This window comes from Kribbella sp. CA-253562 (genome assembly GCF_050942265.1).
Lineage (GTDB): Bacteria > Actinomycetota > Actinomycetes > Propionibacteriales > Kribbellaceae > Kribbella.
On the sequence record NZ_CP192049.1, the window covers coordinates 968336 to 988159 of the forward strand.

17 protein-coding genes are annotated in these 19824 nt (G+C 69.5%); 9 read left to right on the plus strand and 8 right to left on the minus strand.

Annotated features, from left to right (window positions below; translation table 11 throughout):
* Positions 1–120: 120 nt before the first annotated feature.
* A complete protein-coding gene (locus tag ACQPXM_RS04665; RefSeq protein ID WP_432945109.1) occupies positions 121–1116 on the plus strand; it encodes a TAXI family TRAP transporter solute-binding subunit in 996 nt (331 codons plus the stop codon).
* 54 nt (positions 1117–1170) lie between these two features.
* On the opposite strand, the gene ACQPXM_RS04670 is transcribed toward ACQPXM_RS04665, so the two are convergent.
* Together ACQPXM_RS04670 and ACQPXM_RS04675 are read right to left on the minus strand one after the other, a co-directional pair.
* A complete protein-coding gene (locus tag ACQPXM_RS04670) occupies positions 1171–2541 on the minus strand; it encodes a sensor histidine kinase (protein WP_432945111.1) in 1371 nt (456 codons plus the stop codon).
* Positions 2542–2544: 3 nt separating this feature from the next.
* Entirely contained in the window at positions 2545–3210 is a 666-nt protein-coding gene (locus ACQPXM_RS04675) for a response regulator transcription factor (protein WP_012918592.1), read from the minus strand.
* Positions 3211–3327: 117 nt separating this feature from the next.
* Here ACQPXM_RS04675 and ACQPXM_RS04680 point away from each other — a divergent pair, with 117 nt between their 5' ends.
* Together ACQPXM_RS04680 and ACQPXM_RS04685 are read left to right on the plus strand one after the other, a co-directional pair.
* A complete protein-coding gene (locus ACQPXM_RS04680) occupies positions 3328–5352 on the plus strand; it encodes a TRAP transporter permease (protein WP_432945113.1) in 2025 nt (674 codons plus the stop codon).
* The gene (locus tag ACQPXM_RS04685) at positions 5349–6329 is read left to right on the plus strand and encodes a TAXI family TRAP transporter solute-binding subunit (RefSeq protein ID WP_432945115.1); all 981 of its coding nucleotides are present in this window, start codon (positions 5349–5351) and stop codon (positions 6327–6329) included. Before ACQPXM_RS04680 ends, ACQPXM_RS04685 begins: the two co-directional genes overlap by 4 nt.
* 218 nt (positions 6330–6547) lie before the next feature.
* On the opposite strand, the gene ACQPXM_RS04690 is transcribed toward ACQPXM_RS04685, so the two are convergent.
* From ACQPXM_RS04690 to ACQPXM_RS04700, 3 genes are all read right to left on the minus strand, one after another.
* Positions 6548–7213, minus strand: a complete 666-nt coding sequence (locus ACQPXM_RS04690; protein WP_432945117.1) for a hypothetical protein — start codon at positions 7211–7213, stop codon at positions 6548–6550.
* A 182-nt stretch (positions 7214–7395) separates the two neighbouring features.
* Positions 7396–8430, minus strand: coding sequence for an L-glyceraldehyde 3-phosphate reductase (gene mgrA / locus ACQPXM_RS04695; RefSeq protein WP_432945119.1), 1035 nt, complete (start codon positions 8428–8430; stop codon positions 7396–7398).
* 68 nt (positions 8431–8498) lie between these two features.
* Positions 8499–9431 carry a phosphotransferase family protein gene (locus ACQPXM_RS04700; RefSeq protein ID WP_432945121.1) on the minus strand — a complete coding sequence of 311 codons (933 nt, stop codon included), beginning with the start codon at positions 9429–9431 and terminating at the stop codon, positions 8499–8501.
* Positions 9432–9492: 61 nt separating this feature from the next.
* Between ACQPXM_RS04700 and ACQPXM_RS04705 the strand changes: the two genes are divergently transcribed.
* From ACQPXM_RS04705 to ACQPXM_RS04715, 3 genes are all read left to right on the plus strand, one after another.
* A complete protein-coding gene (locus tag ACQPXM_RS04705; RefSeq protein ID WP_432945123.1) occupies positions 9493–10113 on the plus strand; it encodes a flavin reductase family protein in 621 nt (206 codons plus the stop codon).
* 2227 nt (positions 10114–12340) lie between these two features.
* Positions 12341–13729: a molybdopterin-dependent oxidoreductase gene (locus tag ACQPXM_RS04710; protein WP_432945125.1), complete on the plus strand. Its 1389-nt coding sequence runs from the start codon at positions 12341–12343 to the stop codon at positions 13727–13729.
* Between the two features lie 135 nt (positions 13730–13864).
* A complete protein-coding gene (locus ACQPXM_RS04715; RefSeq protein WP_432945127.1) occupies positions 13865–14530 on the plus strand; it encodes a fasciclin domain-containing protein in 666 nt (221 codons plus the stop codon).
* Between the two features lie 32 nt (positions 14531–14562).
* Here the strand turns inward: ACQPXM_RS04715 and ACQPXM_RS04720 are convergent, their stop codons facing one another.
* Complete coding sequence (locus ACQPXM_RS04720) at positions 14563–15954, minus strand: pyridoxal phosphate-dependent decarboxylase family protein (RefSeq protein WP_432945129.1); 1392 nt, start codon at positions 15952–15954, stop codon at positions 14563–14565.
* A gap of 61 nt (positions 15955–16015) precedes the next feature.
* On the minus strand, positions 16016–16957 hold the full coding sequence (locus ACQPXM_RS04725) for a hypothetical protein (RefSeq protein ID WP_432945131.1): 942 nt from the start codon (positions 16955–16957) through the stop codon (positions 16016–16018).
* Positions 16958–17072: 115 nt separating this feature from the next.
* On the opposite strand from ACQPXM_RS04725, the gene ACQPXM_RS04730 reads away from it, so the two are divergent.
* Positions 17073–17594, plus strand: coding sequence for an acyl-CoA thioesterase (locus ACQPXM_RS04730; protein WP_432945133.1), 522 nt, complete (start codon positions 17073–17075; stop codon positions 17592–17594).
* Positions 17578–18234 carry an ion channel gene (locus ACQPXM_RS04735; protein ID WP_432945135.1) on the plus strand — a complete coding sequence of 219 codons (657 nt, stop codon included), beginning with the start codon at positions 17578–17580 and terminating at the stop codon, positions 18232–18234. The genes ACQPXM_RS04730 and ACQPXM_RS04735 overlap by 17 nt, the downstream gene beginning before the upstream one ends.
* Here the strand turns inward: ACQPXM_RS04735 and ACQPXM_RS04740 are convergent.
* Positions 18231–18863, minus strand: a complete 633-nt coding sequence (locus ACQPXM_RS04740) for a TetR/AcrR family transcriptional regulator (RefSeq protein WP_432945137.1) — start codon at positions 18861–18863, stop codon at positions 18231–18233. The genes ACQPXM_RS04735 and ACQPXM_RS04740 overlap by 4 nt on opposite strands.
* A 38-nt stretch (positions 18864–18901) precedes the next feature.
* Here ACQPXM_RS04740 and ACQPXM_RS04745 point away from each other — a divergent pair, with 38 nt between their 5' ends.
* Complete coding sequence (locus tag ACQPXM_RS04745; protein ID WP_432945139.1) at positions 18902–19807, plus strand: DMT family transporter; 906 nt, start codon at positions 18902–18904, stop codon at positions 19805–19807.
* Positions 19808–19824 lie beyond the last annotated feature (17 nt).

Here is a 19824-nt window from a genome sequence, read left to right on the forward strand (position 1 = left end):
CGTCATCCCACCGTACGGCGCGGTTCCGGGCCGGGCGGGCGCCTGGAGGTGAGCACGCCGTAAAGGGTCGTGACCGGACCGCGATGGCGTCCGCACCCCGGGCCCTCTAAGTTGTCCCTCATGGATCGTCCCCGCCTGCTGACCCGCCGCCACGCGCTGGGACTGGGGGCCGCGGCCGCCGGGTCCTTGTTCCTCCCGGGCTGCTCCCGTGGCCGCTCCGACGAAGCGGCGCCGGACGGCCCCGCCAAGATCGCCACCGGCAACGCGGGCGGTGTGTACGACATCTACGGCAGCGGTCTGGCCAAGCTGGCCAGCGAGCAGACCGGGGTGTCGATGACGCCGATCCGCACCGAGGGGTCGGTGCAGAACCTGAAGATGCTGGCCGCCGGCAAGGCCGACATCGCCTTCAGCCTGTCCGACTCGGCGCTGGACGCCTGGGAGGGCGCGCCGGGCACCGCGTTCGCCAGCGGTGCGCTGCGGTTCTCCGCCCTGGCCCGGACCTACGACAACTACGTGCACGTGGTGGTGCCCACGTCGTCGAACATCTTCGAGCTGAAGCACCTGCAGGACCGGATCGTCAACATCGGCCCGATGAACTCCGGCACCCGGGTGGTCGCCAACCGGATCCTGCAGACCGCGGGGATCAAGGTGGTGCCGAAGAGCCTCGGACTGGAAGCCGCGGTGAAGGCGCTGGCGGACGGGGTCGACAAGCCGCGCGAAGGCATCGCCGCCCTGATCTGGAGCGGCGGTCTGCCGACCGAGCCGATCCTGGAGCTCCAGGCGACGGTCGGCTTCCGGCTGGTCGACATCGGGGCCGCCGCCCAGCAGCTGGCGAACCGGCGGTTCGGTGGCTACGTGCTGTCGTCGATCCCGCCCTCGGTCTACAAGCTGGCCAACGCGGTCCCCACCCTGGCGGTGCCGAACTACCTGCTGGCCCGCCGCGACCTGTCCGCGCCCTGGGCGTGGTGGACGGTGAACACGATGTTCCGCCGGCAGGCCGAACTGCGCGAGATCCATCCCGAGGCCGGCTCGCTGGACGCCCGGTCCGCGATCGCGACCATGCCGATCCCGCTGCACGAGGCCGCGAAGCGCTGGTACCAGGAAAACCACGTCTGACTCACAAAGGTGGTGGGGGCCGTTGCCTCCACCACCTTCTGCTGTCGTGCTGGCTCAGTCCTCGTAGTCGTCGATCAGCGGGACGCGGACCTCGATCACCAGGCCGCCGCCGATCGGCGGGCGGGCGACCACCCGGCCGCCGACCCGGGCCGCCTCGGACCGGACGATCGCCAGGCCGAGTCCGGTGCCGGGCATCTCCCGGTGGTGCGCGCTGCGCCAGAACCGCTCGCCGACCTTCTTCAGGTCCCGCGACCCGAGCCCGAGCCCGTGGTCGCGCACCGACAGCACGACCTCGGTGCCGTCGCGGGTGACCGAGACCTCGACCGGCGGCGCGCCGTACTTGCTGGCGTTGTCGAGCAGGACGTCGAGGATGTCGTCCACCTCGAGCTCGGCCGCGACGCCGCCGGGCACCATCTCGCCGATGACCAGCTCGAGGTCGTCTGCGGCGTACACGGCCTTCCAGCCGACCAGACGCTCCTTGACGGCCTGGGCCAGGTCCAGCGGCTCCTCGCTGCCCTCCACGTCGCCCGGGCGGTCCGAACCGGCCAGCCGGGACAGCCGCTGCACGATCCGGCCCAGCCGGTCGATGTCGCTGAGCGCGAACCGCGCGGTCGGCGACAGCCGGGACAGGCCTTCGATGTGGATCCGGGCCGAGGTCAACGGCGTACGGAGCTGGTGGGACGCGTCGGCGACGAACTCGCGCTCACGCTGACGCGCCTGGTGCAGGCTGAGCGCCATCGAGTTGAAGCTGTCGCCGAGCCGGCGCAGCTCCGGCGCACGGCCGTCGGTCGACACCCGGGTGTCCAGCGCGCCCCGGGTGACCTGGTGGGTGGCGTTGTCGAGGTCGTTCAGCGGCCGCAGCACCCAGCGGGTGACCGGCTGGACGATGCCGATGACAACGGCTCCGACCGCCATCAGCAGGCCGCCGAGCAGCAGGAGCAGACCGTTCTGGACGTCCTGGCGGCCCTTCTCGGTCGGGACCCGCAGGACCGAGGCGCCGAGCACGCGGCCGTTGTTCACCACTGGACGCGAAACCACCATGTCGCCGGACTGCCACGGCCACAGGGCCTTCGGCTCGCTCGGCAGCCGGCCGGACAGCGTGCTGTCCAGGACCAGCTTGATGTCGGGCTGCTTGACGTCGACGCCGGACCGCGACGTGGCGATCACCCGGCGGTCCACGTCGACGACGAACACTGGCGTGTTGTAGAGCTCGTGGTAGCGGACCGCGAGCTCGCGCAGGCTGGCGATGTCACCGGACTGCAGCGGCGACTCGGCCATCGTGGCGAACCAGTCGGCGTCGTTGCTGCGGGACAGGAACAGGTTGCGGGTGGTGTTGGTGGCGATGAAGTTCGCCAGCGGTACCGCCGCGAGGATCGCCAGTACGGCGACCAGGGGGACGAGGGACTGCAGCAGGCGACGGCGCAACGGTCAGTCCGAACCGAGGCGGTAGCCGACGCCGCGGATGGTCTGCACCAGCTCCGGACGGCCGAGCTTGGCCCGCAGGCTGGCGACGTGCACGTCCATGGTTCGCGACGACGCCTCGAACACGGACTGCCAGGCGTATAGCGCCACTTGCTCGCGCGGCACCACCCGGCCGTGATGCGCGGCCAGCACAGCTAGCACGTCGAACTCCTTGCGGGTCAGACTGATGGGCTTGTCGGCGACCTGGACGGTGCGGGCCTCGATGTCCACGGTCAGATCGCCGACGGTCACCCGGGGGCGGGGCTGCAGCAGGCCGGTCCGGCGCAGTACGGCGTCGATCCGGGCCAGCAGTTCGGAGATCGCGAACGGCTTCACCACGTAGTCGTCGGCGCCGCTGCGCAGACCGCGGACCCGGTCGGCCGCCTCGCCCCGGGCGGTCACCGCGATCACCGGAACGTCCGACACCGTGCGGATCTGCCGGCACACGTTGATGCCGTCGCCGTCGGGCAGGCCGAGGTCCAGCAGGACCAGGTCGCCGGGGTCGGCGGCGAGCGCGTCCGCGGCGGTGCGGACGTGCGTCACCATCAGCCCGTACCGGCGCAAGGCAGGTATCAGAGCGTTGGCGATATCGAGATCGTCTTCGACCAACAGAATCCTCACCGCGCCGCTCATGCCGTGATCGTAGGGCAGGAGACGCTCACCTGTGTCAGATCTTGGTAAAGACGTAATCACGCGACTCCAGGCCGTGGTCGGCGACACTAGTCTCCGACCACGGGAGGGAGCCGATACATGACTGTGGGTGTTGGTGCCGGCGGTGGCACCGCCGCGCTCTCCGAAACCGAACTGGCCGAGTACGAGCAGGAGAAACCGGCTCGGCGGCTGCGGCCTGCCCTGGACCTGGTGATCTCGGCCTGGTGCGCGGTCGTCAGCGTCGGTGTCCTGCTCCAGGTCTTCTTCCCGTTGTCGGCCGGAACGCAGTACTACTTAGTGATCTTTCTCGCAGCCGTCCTTCCGATCACTTTGGTGTGCTATCGGGGCTGGAAGGTGCCGGCGTTCCTGAACCCGTTCAAGGGCCGGACCCACGACGACCCCGGACTACTGGACTGGCTGCTCGGGGCCGTGGCGCTGGTCGTCTGCCTCTATCCGCTGCTCGACTTCGACGGCTTCCTGGAACGCCGCCAGGCGCCGACGGGGACCGACGTCCTGGTCGGCGCGCTGCTGCTGGTCCTGCTGCTCGAGGCCTGCCGTCGTACGACGGGGTGGGTGCTGCCGGCGTTCAGCCTGCTGTTCATCGCCTACGCCTACTACGGCGGCTACCTGCCCTACACCTGGTCGCTGGCCCACCAGGGCTTCAACTTCGACGCGATCATCGCCCAGTTCACGATGGGCACGGCCGGCTTCTACGGGACGCCGCTGGCGGTTGCCGCCAGCTACATCGTGCTGTTCACCATCTACGGCGCCGTGCTGGACTACTCCGGCGCCGGCAAGTTCTTCATCGACCTGTCCTTCGCCGCGTTCAAGCGCAGCCGCACCGCACCCGGCCGGACCGTGACGATGGCCGGCTTCCTGCTCGGCACGGTGTCCGGCTCCGGTACGGCGACCGCGGTGTCGCTGGGCACGGTCTCCTGGCCGATCCTGCGCCGCGCGGGCTACCCGCCCGAACCGGCGGGCGGCATGCTCGCCGCCGCGGGCATCGGGGCGATCCTGTCGCCGCCGACGCTCGGCGCCGCCGCGTTCATCATCGCCGAGTTCCTCCAGGTGTCGTACCTGACCGTGCTCGGCTACGCGGTGATCCCGACGATCCTGTACTACCTGGGCATCCTGCTCGCGATCGAGATCGACGCCCGCCGGCACGGCACCACGTCCGGGGAGACGTCGAACCTGTCGGCCCGCCGGCTGCTGCTGCGGTTCGGCTACCACTTCCTGTCGCTGTTCGTGATCATCGGCTTCATGGCGGTCGACGTCCCGCCGTTCAAGGCCGTCGTGTACGCCGTACTGATCCAGTTCGCGCTGTCGTTCCTGGACCGCGAGCACCGGCTGACCGCCGGGCCGCTGTTCAAAGCGCTTGCCCAGGGCACCCGTTCGGTGCTGCCGGTGGTGGCGACCTGCGCGACCGCCGGCGTGATCGTCGCGGTGACCACCCAGACCGGCCTCGGGCTGAACCTGGCCGAGATCATCGTCGACGCCGGCCAGGGGGTGACCGACAACCCGACCGTCGTGCTGATCCTGACCGTGGCGCTGTCGGCGATCGCCGTCCTGATCCTCGGCCTGGCCGTGCCGGTCACGGCGTCGTTCATCATCGCCGCGGTGATCATCGCGCCGGCGCTGGTGCAGCTCGGCGTGACCCAGGCCGAGGCGTACATGTTCATCTTCTACTACGCCGTGCTGTCCGAGGTGTCGCCGCCGACCGCACTGGCCGCCGTGGCCACCTCGGCGATCACCGGCGGCCGGACGATGGCCACCATGTGGCAGGCCTGGAAATACACGCTGCCGGCCTTCCTGGTGCCGTTCGCGTTCGTGCTGACCGACAACGGCGCGCACCTGCTCGGCCAGGGCAGTCTGCTCGGCATGGTCTGGACGCTGGCGGTGTCGATGCTGGCCGTCGCGGCGCTGGCCGTGGTGACCGGCGGCTGGATCCTGGTCGCCACCACCTGGGTCGAGCGGGCGCTCTGCGTCCCGGCCGCGCTGCTGCTCCTGTACCTGGCGCCCGTAACCATCGCGGCCGGAATCGGTTTGCTACTTGTTGCCGTCGTCATCAACCTGGTCCGGCGGCAGCGCCAGGCCGGACAACCGGAAGGATCCGTCACTTCATGAGAACCCGACGCCTCGCCGCCGCCGTACTCGCACTCGCCACCGCCGTCTGTCTGGTGGCCTGCGGTGGACAGCGTGAGCCCGAGGCTGGTGGCACCGGTACCGACGGCGGCCGGCTGACGATTGCCACCGGCAACACCACCGGCGTGTACTACCAGCTCGGTGGCGCGCTCGCCTCGGTGATCTCGGACAAGGTCGAGGGCTACCGGGCCACCGCCAGCGAGACCGGCGCCTCGGTGCAGAACATCCAGGGCCTGACGGCGGGCAACTACGACATCGCCTTCTCCCTCGGCGACACCGCCAGCGACGCGGTCAAGGGCCAGAACAGCTTCCAGCAGCCGCAGGACGTGGTCGCCCTGACCCGCCTGTACCCGAACTACACCCAGGTCGCGGTCCGCGCCTCGGCCGGCGTGACCAAGTTCGCCGACCTGAAGGGCAAGCGGATCTCCACCGGCTCACCGAACTCCGGCACCGAGGTGATCGCCCGGCGGCTGCTCACGGCGGCGGGCCTCGACCCGGCCCGCGACGTCACCACCCAGCGGCTCGGGCTGCCCGAGTCGGTCGACGCGATGAAGAGCGGCTCGATCGACGCGCTGGTGTGGTCCGGCGGCATCCCGACCGGTGGCATCACCGACCTGACCACCAGCCTCGGCAAGGACGTCAAGCTGATCCCGATCACCGACCTGCTGCCGGCGCTGAACACCAAGTACGGCACCATTTACGCCGAGGGCACGATCCCGGCGGCGGCGTACAAGCAGCCGGGAGACGTCAAGACGATCATCGTGCCGAACGTGCTGCTGGTCCGGAAGAACATGCCGGACGAGCTGGCCGAGAAGCTGACCAAGGTGATCTTCGACAACTTGGACGCCCTGGTCCAGGTGAACGCGGCGGCCAAGGACATCACCTTGGAGACCGCGGCGCAGACCGACCCGGTGCCGTTGCACCCGGGTGCCAAGAAGGCGTTCGACGCACTGAAATAACCGCACAGCTCACTCTCCTCCGCACACCAGGCGCAGCGGGGGAGGGTGGCGGATCCCACTTCCGGTCGTAGGCGCGACGGAGGCGGGAACCACCTCTTCTCCACACCCAGGCGCAGTGGGGAAGGGACAAACGCCCCGGCCACAACCAGGCGCAGTGGCAGGGGCAGGCCGGGCCGGCCCGCGGAGGCATCCGCAGGCCGGTCCGGCCACTTTGTGTGTCACCTGATGGTCGGGTGGCGCTCCTGGGCGTCCGGGATCTTCGCGCCGCGCAGGTAGTGGGACAACGCGGAGTCGCGCTTGGGATGAGCGTGGTAGTGCGTCGGTACGACGCGCCCCTCGGCGCTGTCCCAGGCGGTGTCGGCGACCCGCCACATCCGGTGCGCCATCCGCCCGGCCATGCCGGTGTGCGGAGAGAACGGGTGCGCCCTGGTCGGCGCGACCTCCTCGGCACCGAGCAGCCGGGACGTCAGCGCGCTGACGTCCTCGCCGTCCATCGTCTCGCAGAGCCGGCGGCTGCAGTCGGCCTCGAGCCGCTCGTGCTCGTCGAGCTGGCGGTCGATGACTTCCCACACCTGGTCGGACTGCAGGTGCTGGACCCGGCTGTCGCCGTACTGCTTGGCCTTGAGGAACCGCAGGGACCGCTCGAGCTGCCTGGCGTTGTCGACGTACGTGGCGACCAGCTCGCGGCCGTCCGGCAGCCGGCGAACCTGGGGGAGCAGGACGTCCTCGGCGGCGGCCAGGTGCTGGGCGGCGATCGCGTAGAACCAGTCGGTTTCGTGCCGGCGATGCGGGAGGGCGGCGTCCGGCGCGTGGGCCGGGGCGGCGAGCTCGCGGATCTTGCTGTGCTCGTAGCTGAGAGCCACTTCGAGAGTAGAAGCGGTCATCGTAACCACCTCCTGGGGGGGTTGACCCCAGGTTGCGCCTTCGGCGCGGCAGGTGCAACCGGTCCGGAACTGTGCGTGAGGGGAACGTAATGTCTTTGCTCCGGGTGATGCGAAGGGCTCCCTGGGCGCGATTCCCAGAGAGCCCTTCGATCACGTGGTGGAACGACTGCTCAGGCTGTCGATCAGTGGTCCGAGCTCTTCTTCCACAGGTTGATCCCGGCCTCGACGGCGTCGGCGTCGATCGCGTCCAGCTCGTCCTGGCTGAAGCCGAGGTTCTTCACCGCGGCCAGGTTGTCCTCGAGCTGCGCGACGCTCGAGGCGCCGATCAGCGCGCTGGTGACCCGCTCGTCGCGCAGCGTCCAGGCGAGCGCCAGCTGGGCGACGGACTGGCCGCGCTGCTTGGCGATCTCGCTCAGCGCGCGCACGTGCTTGAGGGTCTCCTCGGTCAGCATGTCCGTGCTCAGCGACTTGCCCTGCGCGGCCCGGGAGTCGTCCGGGATGCCGTTGAGGTACCGGTCGGTCAGCATGCCCTGCGCCAGCGGCGAGAACGCGATCACGCCGACCCCGAGCTCACCGACGGCGTCGAGCAGGTCCTCCTCGATCCACCGGTTCAGCATCGAGTACGACGGCTGGTGGATCAGCAGCGGCGTACCGAGCTCGCCGAGGATCCGGGCCGCCTCGCGGGTCTTCTCCGCCGAGTACGACGAAATTCCGGCGTACAGCGCCTTGCCCGAGCGCACGGCGGCGTCCAGCGCGCCCATCGTCTCCTCGAGCGGGGTGTCGGGGTCGAAGCGGTGCGAGTAGAAGATGTCGACGTAGTCCAGGCCCATCCGGTCCAGCGACTGGTCGAGCGAGGCGAGCAGGTACTTGCGCGAGCCGCCGCCCTGGCCGTACGGGCCCGGCCACATGTCGTAGCCGGCCTTGGTGGAGATGATCAGCTCGTCGCGGTACTTGGCGAAGTCGCGGGCGAAGTGGGTGCCGAAGTTGGTCTCCGCGGAGCCGTACGGCGGGCCGTAGTTGTTCGCCAGGTCGAAGTGGGTGACGCCGAGGTCGAACGCCCGGCGCAGGATGTCGCGCTGGGTCGCGAACGGCTTGTCGTCGCCGAAGTTGTGCCACAGACCGAGCGAGATGGCCGGCAGTTGCAGACCGCTGCGTCCCGTCCGCCGATAGGCCATCTGGTCGTCGTACCGGTTCTCAGCTGCTGTGTAGTCAGTCACGAACGCCAGTGTGCACCATGTCGTGACAAGTCCGCGAACCCCTTGTAATACAGCAGAACCGGCGTCGATCAGACCCAGAGATCCACCTTCTTGATCACCGTGTCCCAGGGCTCCGGCGGCCCCGAGGCAACGAACCGCAGCACTCCCGTGAGTCGGCTGGCCGGCGGTGCGGTCCAGTGCCGCTCACCCGGCCGCGGCGGGCCCATCAGGTTGGACAGCCCCCACTGGAGGTGGAACCACAGCACCGCCGCCTCCAGCTCGCCGGGCTCGAACCGCACGCCCACGACGTCCTTGTACGCCGGCAGCACGCGCACGACGTCTTCCAGCCGGAGCTTGGCGAACTCCATCGCCCGCGGTCCCCAGGCGGCGTCACCCCAGTCGATCAGCGCCGCGAACCGCCCGGCGTGGTCGACCATGATGTTCTGCGGCGCCAGGTCGCCGTGCAGCAGAACCGCCGGTGCTTCGCGGTCGAACCGCTCGCCCAACTCGCTCATCCATGCGGCGAGCCACTGTGCGGTCCCGGCGTCCAGGTATCCCTGCTCGACCAGCCCGTCGACCGGCCGCCCGTCCGCGCCGGCGTCGACCGGCACGCCGTCGATCTCTCGCGGCTCGATCCGATGCAGCAACCCGATCTCGCGCCCGACGTCGGCCCAAGCTGCCATTGCGTTCTGCTCGACGAGATCGTTGCCTTCGACCCCTTCCATCACGACGTACGGCGAGTCACCGCGCGCCCCGTCTCGCCGCTCGGCTGTGCTGATCTTGCCCTCAGCCACAATGGCTGGCGTCCTGACCCCGGCACCGTGGACGACGGGAATGACAGCAATCTCCTTGCGAAGGTCGTCAGCAAACGCGGCGGACCGCGGCATCCTCAGAACCAGGCGCTGCCCCAACCGAAAGACGTAGTTCGCGACGCCACCCGAAATCTCGGTGACGCCGGCCGGTTCGATGCCGTGCTCGACGGCGATTGCTCGCGCTGTGCCCACTGGATCCGATGTCACCATCCCCAGTCTGCTGGGTGGGCCACGTGCGACCCCACCGGTTTTCGCCAGCGATACTGTGGGCGTGCGAGTAGACCTCGATCCAGAAGCCGTCAGCAGCAAGGACTTCTACGCAACCCTGAACTCGGTGGTGGTCCCCCGGCCGATCGCCTGGGTCTCCACGATCTCGGCCGACGGCGTCCTCAACCTCGCGCCGCACTCGTTCTTCACCGTCTCCTGCGTCCGCCCACCGATGGTCCAGTTCACCTCGGTCGGCCGCAAGGACAGCCTCAACAACGTAGAAGCCACCCGCGAGTTCGTCGTCAACTTCGCCACCGAACCCCTCTTCGAACAAGTCAACGCCACCGGCACCAACTTCCCCGCCGGCATCTCCGAGTTCGAAGCAGTAGGCCTCACCACCGAACCCTCCCGAACCATCGCAGTCCCCCGAGTCGCCGAGTCCCCGGTCGCCCTCGAATGCACCCTCCACACCACCCTCGAACTAGGCGACTCCACCGTAGTCATCGGCCAAGTCCGCCACCTAGCGATCGCCGCCGAGATGATGGACGGCAACCACCCCGACATCCACCGCCTACGCCCCCTGGCCCGCCTCGGCAAAAACGAGTGGTCCACCATCGGCCAAGTCCTCAACATCACCCGAATCCGCTACACCGACTGGCCAGACCACTACCACCCGAACAAGTAGCCCCGCAGCCGTTTCCAACCCCAGCCCAGGGGGCCCGGCCCTCTATCTCGTGGACGCCGCACCAGCCCCCCACCCCAGCACCTGACTCCGGCACCCCCGATCCTGACCCCGGCACGCGACCGGGTCGGCCTCTTCTTGGGCGAGCTCGATGTCGCCACCTGCCTCCAGTTCCCCGGCATTCGCCGCCGGCGCCATCCCAACACCTCAGATCCGGCCCCGACCCCTGGACCACTCGACCTCCTGGACGCGCCGCACAGGCATCCACCCCGGTAACGGCTCCCCGATGGGCGGCGTCAACAGATCGACCACCTCGCCAGCCGGCCGCCGCCGACAGGTCCGGCATGTCATGCCACAACACGACCAGCATCGCGGCGGCGTCCACCACCCACCAACCTCCCGCGCTGCCCCCTCCGCACACTTGATCCCGCCTCCGCGGACCCTTTTCGGCGAACTTGGTGGGTGGTGGACGTCCGCCAGTCCGGCCGCGAAGCGATCGGTGACGTCCCGAACAACATCCGCAGCCGGTACGACGGCCCGGCCAGGCCGGTACCAGCCAAGCAATCAGCCCGCGCAGGACTCTCCAGCACTCGGCATGCCAGCCACCGGCTCACCGGGCACGCCAGCCCACCGGCTCACCCGGCGCACCGGCTCACCGGGCACAGCGGCTCACCGGGTACACCGGCCCCCGGCTCACCGGGCGGCTCACCCGACCCACCCGGCCCACCCGCACACCGGCCCATCGGGCCACCCGGGCTCACCCGCCACCCGGGCTCACCCGCCACCCGGGCTCACCCGGCACCCGGGCCCACCCGGCCCCAGCCAGCACACCGGCACCCGGGCCACGCTTGATCCCGCCTGCATAGCGTCTCTTCGGTGCCTTGGTGAGTGGTGGACGTCCGCCAGTTCCCCCGCGAAGCGATCGGCGACGTCCCGAACCTCATCCGCAGCCGGTACGACGACCGGCCAGGTCACAACCAGCCAAGCAATCAGCCCGCGCAGGAATCTCCAGCAACCGGCACGCCAGCCCACCGGCTCACCGGGCACACCGGCACCCGGCCCACTGGGCTGCTCGCCCGACCCACCGACCTCCGCTCCCGCGTCGACCGGAAAGCGGTCCGGGCCGAGGTCGTTGCCCGGTCCTTGAGCACGGTCGGCTGGAGGTGTCGCGATGCGGTCCGGAGGTGTCGCGACGTGTGGAGGTGGCGACGCGGTCCGGAGGTAGTTGGTGCCGGCGATGGTCGCACAGGCCAACCGGGCAACCCTGCGGCCGGTGATCGACCCATTGCGAGCGAGGCTGGCGGGCATCGCGGTCAAGGGCGGGGGAAGTGAGGCGAGGGCCCGTCGGCGAAGGGTGACGCCGGCGCGGAGCCAGCACGAACCGGCGAGCGGGTTATCGGCGTGGGATCGCTGGCCGTCGTCGAGGCCGCGACGCTGGGAAGTAGTCAAGTCCGGCCCGGCGGAGTTGTCCGGCGGGTAGGGGCCGGTTGTCGGCGCACGAGCACCAGAACGCCGCGCCCGTGAGGTTCTAGGTAGCGGTCGGCCAATCGCCGCGCGATGACGCCGGGCGCGCGCGGAGACCGCGCAGCCAGGCCATTGGCTGGATGGGAGATGCCGAGGAGCACCGGGGCGAGGTGCTGGCGCACTGACGGCGTGGCCCATGCAGGAGTCCCGTTGAGAAGATCACTGGACAGAAAGTCGTCGGCACCGCTGGGTGGCAGTGGCTGGGGTGGCGGGCAGTGGCTGGGTGGCGGGCAGATGACGGCCTCCGGGGAAGCGCCTGGGTCGGCATGTGGATGACGGCCTTTGGGGCAGTGGCTGGGGTGGCGGGCGGACTACCGTCTCTACGGCAGTGGGCGGAGCGGATGCTGAGTTGTTCCGCGGCTTGGCGGGATGGCGACCGATGGTTGGCCGGATCGGTTCATAGCTGATCGGCAAGGGACTGGGCCGTGGGTGTCTCCGCTGGATGGCTGGAACCAGTGGGATCCGGCTGAAGCGCTTGGGTTTCAGATTGTTTGGTGGTTGACCCATCCGGGGTGGGCAGTGGGTCCGAAGTCCGGGCATGACTTCGGACAGGCGGGTTTCTGCAGCGGTGGGTGGGTTGGTGGCCGCCGGGGCCGGTCTTGGCCTGGGGGAGTTGACTGCTGCGCTCGCGGGTGGGACCTCGCCGGTGGTGGGGGTCGGGACTCAACTGATCGATCTGGCGCCTGGGCCTGCGAAGGACTGGGCGGTGAAGAACCTCGGGACTGCTGACAAGCCGATCCTGGTCGGGGGTGTGCTGGCTGCTGTCGCGGTGTTCGCGCTGGTGGCGGGTGTGGTCGGGGTGAAGCGGCCTCGGGTGGCGTTGGGGATGACGGTTGTCCTTGGTGTGCTGGCGATCGTTGCTGCTGCGACTGGGCGTTCGCTGGCTGTCAATCCGGTGGTTCGGGTCTTGCCGGGATTCGTTACGTTGCTTGCGGCAACTGTCGGGATGTACCTGGTGCTGCGGACGCGGGGTTACTCGTTGCGGGGCAGGCCGGAAGATAAGCAACCGGCTGAGGCTGAGAAACCTGATGGGTTCGATCGGCGGAAGTTCCTGGTGACGACGTTCGCGCTGGGGGCGGCCGGGGTCGGTGGTGTGGTTGCCTCCCGGGTCCTGCCGGGTGGCGTGGACGACGCGACGCGTCGGGCCATCAAGCTGCCGGCTCCTGCCAGCCGGGCGCGGGTCCTGCCGGCCGGTGTCGCGGCTGACGTGGCCGGGGTCAGCCCGTTCACGACGTCGAACAAGTCGTTCTACCGTGTCGACACCCTGCTCACCGTGCCCAAGGTGGATCCGCGAAACTGGGAGCTGCGGGTGCACGGCATGGTCGATCGGGAGTTGCGGCTGAACTTCGCCGATCTGCTCGGGCGGCGGTTGGTCGAGCGGGACATCACCTTGACCTGTGTCTCCAACGAAGTCGGCGGCCCGTACGTCGGCAACGCGCGCTGGATCGGCGTACCGATCGCGGAGATTCTGCGTGAGGCCGGAGTCCAGGCCGGGGCGGACGCCGTGAAGTCGACCAGTGTCGACGGGCTCACCATCGGGACTCCGCTGGCCGCGCTGACCGACGGGCGGGACGCGATCTTCGCGGTCGGCATGAACGGTGAGCCGTTGCCTTTCGACCACGGGTTCCCGGTCCGGATGGTGGTGCCGGGACTGTACGGCTACGTGTCCGCGACCAAGTGGATCGTGGACTTCGAGGTCACCCGGTTCGAGGACTTCAGCGCCTACTGGACCGACCGGGGCTGGGCGGTCGAGGCGCCGATCAAGACGGCGTCGCGGATCGACGTCCCCAAGGGGTTCGCCCGGATCAAGCCCGGTCCGGCTGTCGCCGCCGGAGTCGCCTGGGCGCAGCACCGAGGGATCGCCAAGGTCGAGGTGCAGGTCGACGACGGGCCCTGGCAGGAGGCGAAGCTCGCCGACGAGGCCGGCATCGACATCTGGCGGCAGTGGACCTTCCGCTGGGACGCGACGTCGGGCAACCACACCCTCACCGTCCGCGCGACGGACCGGACCGGACAGGTCCAGACCGCCGACCGTGCCGCACCGCGACCGAACGGGTCGAGCGGGCTGCACAACACGGTGGTGATGGTCGAGTAACCAATGCCGCGCAATGACGTCCGGCACCGGACCTTCCAGCACCGCGCACTCCAACACCACGCACTCCGGCACCACGCACTCCAGCAGGACACCTCTCACCAATGCAGCACCCCCATCACAAGGAGAACGATCCTCATGTCGAACACCCTCAAGCGCGTCACGCTCGCCGCCTCCGCCGTTTCGTTGCTCTTCGCAACGGCTGCCTGTGGCGGCAGCGACGACGCCGGTACGCCGGCCGCCGGTACGACAACGTCGACCACGGCCCCCGCCGAGACCCCGAGCACGACCCCCTCGATGGACAACGCCGCCGGCCTGGTCGGCCCGGGCTGCGCCGACTACGCCAAGGCCAACCCCTCCGGCGCCGGCTCGGTCGACGGGATGGCGGCCGCGCCGGTCGCCACGGCCGCGTCGGGCAACCCCCTGCTGAAGACCCTCGTGGCCTCGGTGTCGGGCAAGCTGAACCCGAAGGTCGACCTGGTCTCGACCCTCAACGGTGGCGAGTTCACCGTGTTCGCGCCGGTCGACTCGGCGTTCGCCAAGATCCCGGCCGCGACGATCAACACGCTGAAGTCCGACAGCGCGCTGCTGACCAAGATCCTGACCTACCACGTCGTCCCGGGTCAGCTCGACCCGGCCGCGGTGGTCGGCAAGCAGACCACCGTCGAGAAGGGCGCGGTCACCGTGACCGGTTCGGGCGACAACCTGATGGTCAACAACGCCAAGGTGATCTGCGGCGGCGTCAAGACCGCCAACGCGACCGTGTACCTGATCGACACCGTGCTGATGCCCCCGGCGGCCTGATCGCAGGAGTCTCACACCGGCGGTGCCACCCTTCATGGGTGGCGCCGCCCGCCGTCGTTGTCAGCGGCAACGATCGCGGCCACCGACGCGGTGACGTCGGCCTCCGTGGTGAGGTGGTTGGAGACCGAGATCCGCATGAAGCGCCGGCCGCGCCAGGTCGTACCGCCCATCCAGCAGACGCCTGACTCCTGCACGGCGGCGATCACCCGGTCGGTCCGCTCGTCCGAACCGAACGAAACGAGAACCTGGTTCAGCACCACCTCGTTGCCGATCTCGTAGCCGGCGTCGGCGAGCTGCTCCGCGAACAAACGCGCCAGGGAGCAGCAGCGCTCGACGAGCTCGCGCACGCCGGTCCGGCCGAGCTCCTGCAAACCAGCCCACACGGCCAGCCCTCGAGCTCTGCGAGAGGACTCGAGGGCGTAGTCACCCGGCTCGGACTCGCCCGACGCGACCAGGTACGACGCGCTGTAGGCGAGCGCCTGGTGATGGACCTCGGGATGGGCGGTGAACACGAACCCGCTGTCGTACGGGAGGTTCAGCCACTTGTGCCCGTCGCAGCCCCAGGAGTCGGCCCGCTCCAGCCCACTGACCTGGTCGCGCAGCGCAGGACTGACCGCCGCCCAGAGTCCGAAGGCGCCGTCGACGTGAACCCAGCCGTCGTGCTGGTGAACGAGGTCGCACGCCGCGCCGAGGGCATCCGAGGCGCCGGTGTTCACGTTGCCGGCTTGGAGGCAGACGATCAGTGGGCCGGCGTGCTCGGTCAGCCGAACCCGCAGATCGTCGAAGTCGATCGTGCCGTTGAGGCCAGAGCGCACGAGCTCCAGGCGGCGCGAGCCGAAGCCGAGGAGCCGCAGCGAGCGGTCGATGGTGGCATGACGTTCTTCGCCGGCCAGAACGCGGACGAGGGGTGCTCCCGGCAGGCCGTCGGCTTCGACGTCCCACCCGGCCCGGGCAAGGACGTGGTTTCTTGCCGCAGCCAGTGCGACGGTGTTGGCGGACTGAGCGCCGGTGGTGAAGCCCGCCGACGCCGTCGCTGGAAGGCCGAGCAACTCCTTCAGCCACTCGCCGGCCGCGTGTTCGGCCGCCGCCGCGGTGGGGGAGAGCACGCTGTTCCAGGCGTTCTGGTCCCAGCCGGCGGCGAGGATCTCCGCGGCGGTGGCGGCCGGGAGCGCACCGCCGACGACGAAGCCAAAGTAGCGCGGGCCCGCACTAGCGACGATTCCGGGATCGGCAACGGCGATCAGGTCGTCGATCACCTCGGAGGGCGGTCGACCGGTGTCGCCCAGCGGAGCACGGAAACCGGCGCGCACGTCCGCGTACGAAGCGGCGGCGCGAACCGGTCGTTCGGTGAGGGAGTCGCGGAAGGCGGCGGCGTGCGTGGCGGCGCGGGAGAAGAGCTCGTGCGTGGGTGACGAAGGCTGCATGGTCCGACTGTCCCATCCGGTCGTGGGTGCGAGCGTTTGCGTGAGGTTCCGATCGAGAGCGCTAGCTGAGGGAGCGGGTCAGGGTGTGGAGAGCCGGCGTGAGGTGAATGGCGTTGAGATCCGCGGGCTGCGTCGTGGCGGGAGCCCAGGTGCCTCCGGAGACGTGGTGGATCCAGGGCGTCAGCGGACCGGGCTGCGTTGCGTACGTGCGTAGGGAGATCGTGAGCATGACCGCCAGGGCGGGCAGGACCGAGAGGTCCTGGATGACGTGCACCAGCAGCAGATTGCGGGCGGGTAGGGCGACGAGCACGCCGTACGGCGGGTTCTCGACGTGCAGGGTTTCGCGCAGGACGGTGTCGAGGACGAGCGCACGCGAGGCGGCGAACGTGGAGCCGCTGAGCACGGCGACCATCGCGCCCTCGTGATCGGCGTACTCGAGGTCGTCGGGACGGCGGCGGAGGTTGGCCAGGGCGGTGTCGATGGCTTCGGCGCGGGTCATGCCGTAGTCGGACGGGTCGAGGTGCAGCGTGACGACGCCATCGTCCTGCGTCGCCGGTACAGCGAGCAGGCCGGGCAGGAACTCCGGTGTCCCGGCGGTCCAGGCGGGTGGCAGGGCACTGGTGGGGACGAGCCGCGCCAGCAAGTCGCGCGCCGGATCGGTGGGTGGACTGGGTGGACCTTGGCGGAGATGCCGGCTCAGGCAGGCGAAGTGGTCGTTGACGAGGTGGGGCCAGCGGTGCGCATGCTCGGTGGCGACGATCCGGGCGAGATTGGTCAGGCCGGCGATCAGGTCCGAGTCGAGCCCGGGCAGCGACGGACCAGGCTTCAGGATCAACGAGTCGACGCCGTCGAAGGTCGCTCGCAGCCCGTGCTCGCCCGCCACCGATACGGCGAGCTGAACGAGATGCGCCGCCTGAGCGGGCGTCAACGGCGGCAGGGCGCACCGGGCACGACGTTGGTTGCCGGGAGCACGTTCTGGGGGATCCGGGTGATGGATGGTCATGAGTACCTCCTCACCAGAGAAAGTACGAGGAGTTCACCGGTTCCGAGCCGATGATTTCGGCGGCTGTGGACAACCGACGGTTATCCTGCCCGCAGTCCATCCGGAGGAGTGAGTCATGTCGGACGCACCGGCGTCGCGGCCGTCGTCGGCGGCCCGGCTCTCGTTGTCGCACATCACGGCGCAGAACGAGACGAACCTGCTCGGCACGGTGCACGGCGGCGTGATCATGACGCTGGTCGACTCGGTCGCCGGTGTCGTCGCGGCCCGGCACTCCGGTGGCCCGGCGGTCACCGCGTCGATGGACGAGATGGTGTTCCTGGTCCCGGTCCGCGTCGGCGACGTCGTGCACTTCACCGCGCAGGTGAACTGGACCGGGCGCAGTTCGATGGAGATCGGCGTCCGGATCACCGCGGACCGCTGGGATTCGGTCGGTCCCCAGGTGCACGTCGCCACGGCGTACCTGGTGTTCGTCGCGGTGGACGCCGAGGGCAAGCCGCGGCAGGTGCCGCAGGTGGAGCCGGAGAACGACGAGGACCGGCGCCGGATGCGCGAGGCCGAGATCCGGCGCAGCCACCGGCTGGCCCGGCGCAAGGCGATCATTGCCTCCCGTGAGGACACCGATGAAGTGGTTCACTAGCGGCAAATGGCACCCCTCGGCGGTCCTGCTGGTGGTGCAGCTGCTCGGCGTACTGGTGTATCCGGCGATGGAGGGATCGCGCGGCGGCCGGGTCGCGTTCGAGACGCTCGGCATCGTCGTGCTGGTGCTCGCGGTCTTCTCGGTCCGCTCGACGCCGGGGCTCACCTGGGTCAGCATCTGCCTGGGCATCCCGGCGGTGGTGCTGTCGCTGGTCGACGCGTTCCGCCCGAGCGACGTGATCGTGCCGGTCTCCGGCGCCTTCCACGCCGCGTTCTACTTCTACGCGGCGTACAGCCTGCTGCGGTACATGCTGTCCGACCACGACGTCAGCGTCGACGAGCTCTACGCGACCGGTGCGACGTTCACCTTGGTGGCGTGGGGATTCGCCTACGTTTTCGTGGTCGTCCAGGCGCTCGACCCGGGCAGCTTCACCGCCGCGGTCAACCCGGAACAGGACCGCTCCTGGATGGAGCTGCTTTTCCTGAGCTTCACCACGCTGTCCAGCACAGGGCTCAGCGACATCGTCCCGATCAAGTCCTGGGCGCGATCGGTTGTGATGCTCGAGCAGCTGGCCGGCCTCGGGTACGTCGCGATGGTCGTGTCCCGGTTGGTCGGTCTCACGGTCGCGAAGCGCCGCTAACGACGCGGCCAGGAGGCCAGCAGATCCGCCGCGGCGCGGTGAGCGACCTCCGGCGCGTGCTCCATCGCCGCCACCCGGTAGCTGACCAGAGCTCCCTCGTGCAGCAACAGCAACCGATCCGCCAGCTCGTCCACCTGGTCGAAGCCGGCCAGCTCCGCCTGCGCGACGAACTCGGCTCGCATCCACTGCTTCTGCCCGACGATCACCGGCATCGCCGGATGGTCCGGCGCCGCCAGCTCGACGCTCGCGTTGATGAACCCGCAGCCACGCCGTGACTGCTCCATCCACTCGCTGAGCGCCGCGAACAGCGCGAGGATCACCTCCTCGGGCCCCGAGGGTTCGCGCCGCGCGAGCTGCTCGTCGAGGAACGCGTGCCAGACCCGGTTCCGCCGCTCCAGGTACGCCGCGATCAGCCGGTCCTTCGACCCGAACCGGTCGTACAGCGTCTTCTTCGTCACCTCGGCCGCGTCCGCGATCGCGTCCACCCCGACCGCCCGCACCCCTTGGGCGTAGAACAGCGCCGACGCCGCCGACAGGATCCGCTCGCCCGCGGGCGTCAGCGGCTTGGCCGGCGCCTCCGTCCCGGTGCGCTCGACAAGCAGGACGGGTCTCAGCTGCTGATCGACCATACTGACAGTATACCGACCGGTGTGGTTACTTCGGGAGCATGATCACCACCGAAGCCCTCGCCGTCCGCCGGCAAGCGCGCCTGATCCCGCTGCTGGCCGGCGCCGGGTTCGTCGTGTTCTGGAGCTCGGGCTTCGTCGGGGCCCGCTGGGGTACGGCGTACAGCTCGGCCGTGGATCTGCTCGCCTGGCGGTTCCTGCTGGCCGGGACCTTGGCGGCCGTCGTGCTGGCGATCCGGCGACCGCGGATCAGCCGTGCCGATCTGGTGACCCATATCGCGATGGCGTTCCTGACCCAGTTCGTCTATCTCGGCCTGATCTTCGCCGGCATCGACCACGGCATCCCCGCCGGCGTGACGGCGCTGATCGGTTCCCTGCAACCGATCCTGATCGCCACCGTCGCCGGACCACTGCTCGGCGAACACGTATCGCGCCTGCAATGGACCGGTCTGCTGGTCGGCCTGGCAGGCGTCGGCCTGGTCGTGGCCGACGATCTCGGTCACAGCTCGCCGCTGCTGTTCCTGCTCCCCTTCGGCGGTCTGCTCGGCCTGGTGGCCGGCACGTGCCTCGAGCGCAAGCGCAAGCCGAAGGCCCACCTCCTGGACGCGCTCTGCCTGCAGAGCCTGGTCTCCGGCGTGCTGTTCCTCGGCTTCGCCACCGCGACCGGGCAGATGACCGTCCCGCACGAGCCGGGCTTCTACGGGGCAGCCGTCTGGCTGGTCGTCTTCTCCACCACTGGCGGCTGGGGCCTGTACCTGGTGAACCTCCGGCTGTCGGGCGCGACCCGGATCAGCTCGCTGCTCTACCTCGTACCACCGACCACGATGGTGATGGCCTACCTGATGTTCCACGAGACGATCGGACTGCTCGCCGCATTCGGCATCGTCGTCTGTGCCGTGGCCGTTATCCTCATTCGCCGGCCGGATCGGCGAACAGGGCGTCGATGACGGGCGTGACGACCCCC

Bases quoted from the DNA above. Each gene is read 5' to 3' on its own strand.
- ACQPXM_RS04665 (WP_432945109.1), top strand. From the start codon at position 121: ATGGATCGTCCCCGCCTGCTGACCCGCCGCCACGCGCTGGGACTGGGG.
- ACQPXM_RS04675 (WP_012918592.1), bottom strand. From the start codon at position 3,210: ATGAGCGGCGCGGTGAGGATTCTGTTGGTCGAAGACGATCTCGATATC.
- ACQPXM_RS04680 (WP_432945113.1), top strand. From the start codon at position 3,328: ATGACTGTGGGTGTTGGTGCCGGCGGTGGCACCGCCGCGCTCTCCGAA.
- ACQPXM_RS04685 (WP_432945115.1), top strand. From the start codon at position 5,349: ATGAGAACCCGACGCCTCGCCGCCGCCGTACTCGCACTCGCCACCGCC.
- ACQPXM_RS04690 (WP_432945117.1), bottom strand. From the start codon at position 7,213: ATGACCGCTTCTACTCTCGAAGTGGCTCTCAGCTACGAGCACAGCAAG.
- ACQPXM_RS04700 (WP_432945121.1), bottom strand. From the start codon at position 9,431: ATGGTGACATCGGATCCAGTGGGCACAGCGCGAGCAATCGCCGTCGAG.
- ACQPXM_RS04715 (WP_432945127.1), top strand. From the start codon at position 13,865: ATGTCGAACACCCTCAAGCGCGTCACGCTCGCCGCCTCCGCCGTTTCG.
- ACQPXM_RS04720 (WP_432945129.1), bottom strand. From the start codon at position 15,954: ATGCAGCCTTCGTCACCCACGCACGAGCTCTTCTCCCGCGCCGCCACG.
- ACQPXM_RS04725 (WP_432945131.1), bottom strand. From the start codon at position 16,957: ATGACCATCCATCACCCGGATCCCCCAGAACGTGCTCCCGGCAACCAA.
- ACQPXM_RS04730 (WP_432945133.1), top strand. From the start codon at position 17,073: ATGTCGGACGCACCGGCGTCGCGGCCGTCGTCGGCGGCCCGGCTCTCG.
- ACQPXM_RS04735 (WP_432945135.1), top strand. From the start codon at position 17,578: ATGAAGTGGTTCACTAGCGGCAAATGGCACCCCTCGGCGGTCCTGCTG.
- ACQPXM_RS04740 (WP_432945137.1), bottom strand. From the start codon at position 18,863: ATGGTCGATCAGCAGCTGAGACCCGTCCTGCTTGTCGAGCGCACCGGG.
- ACQPXM_RS04745 (WP_432945139.1), top strand. From the start codon at position 18,902: ATGATCACCACCGAAGCCCTCGCCGTCCGCCGGCAAGCGCGCCTGATC.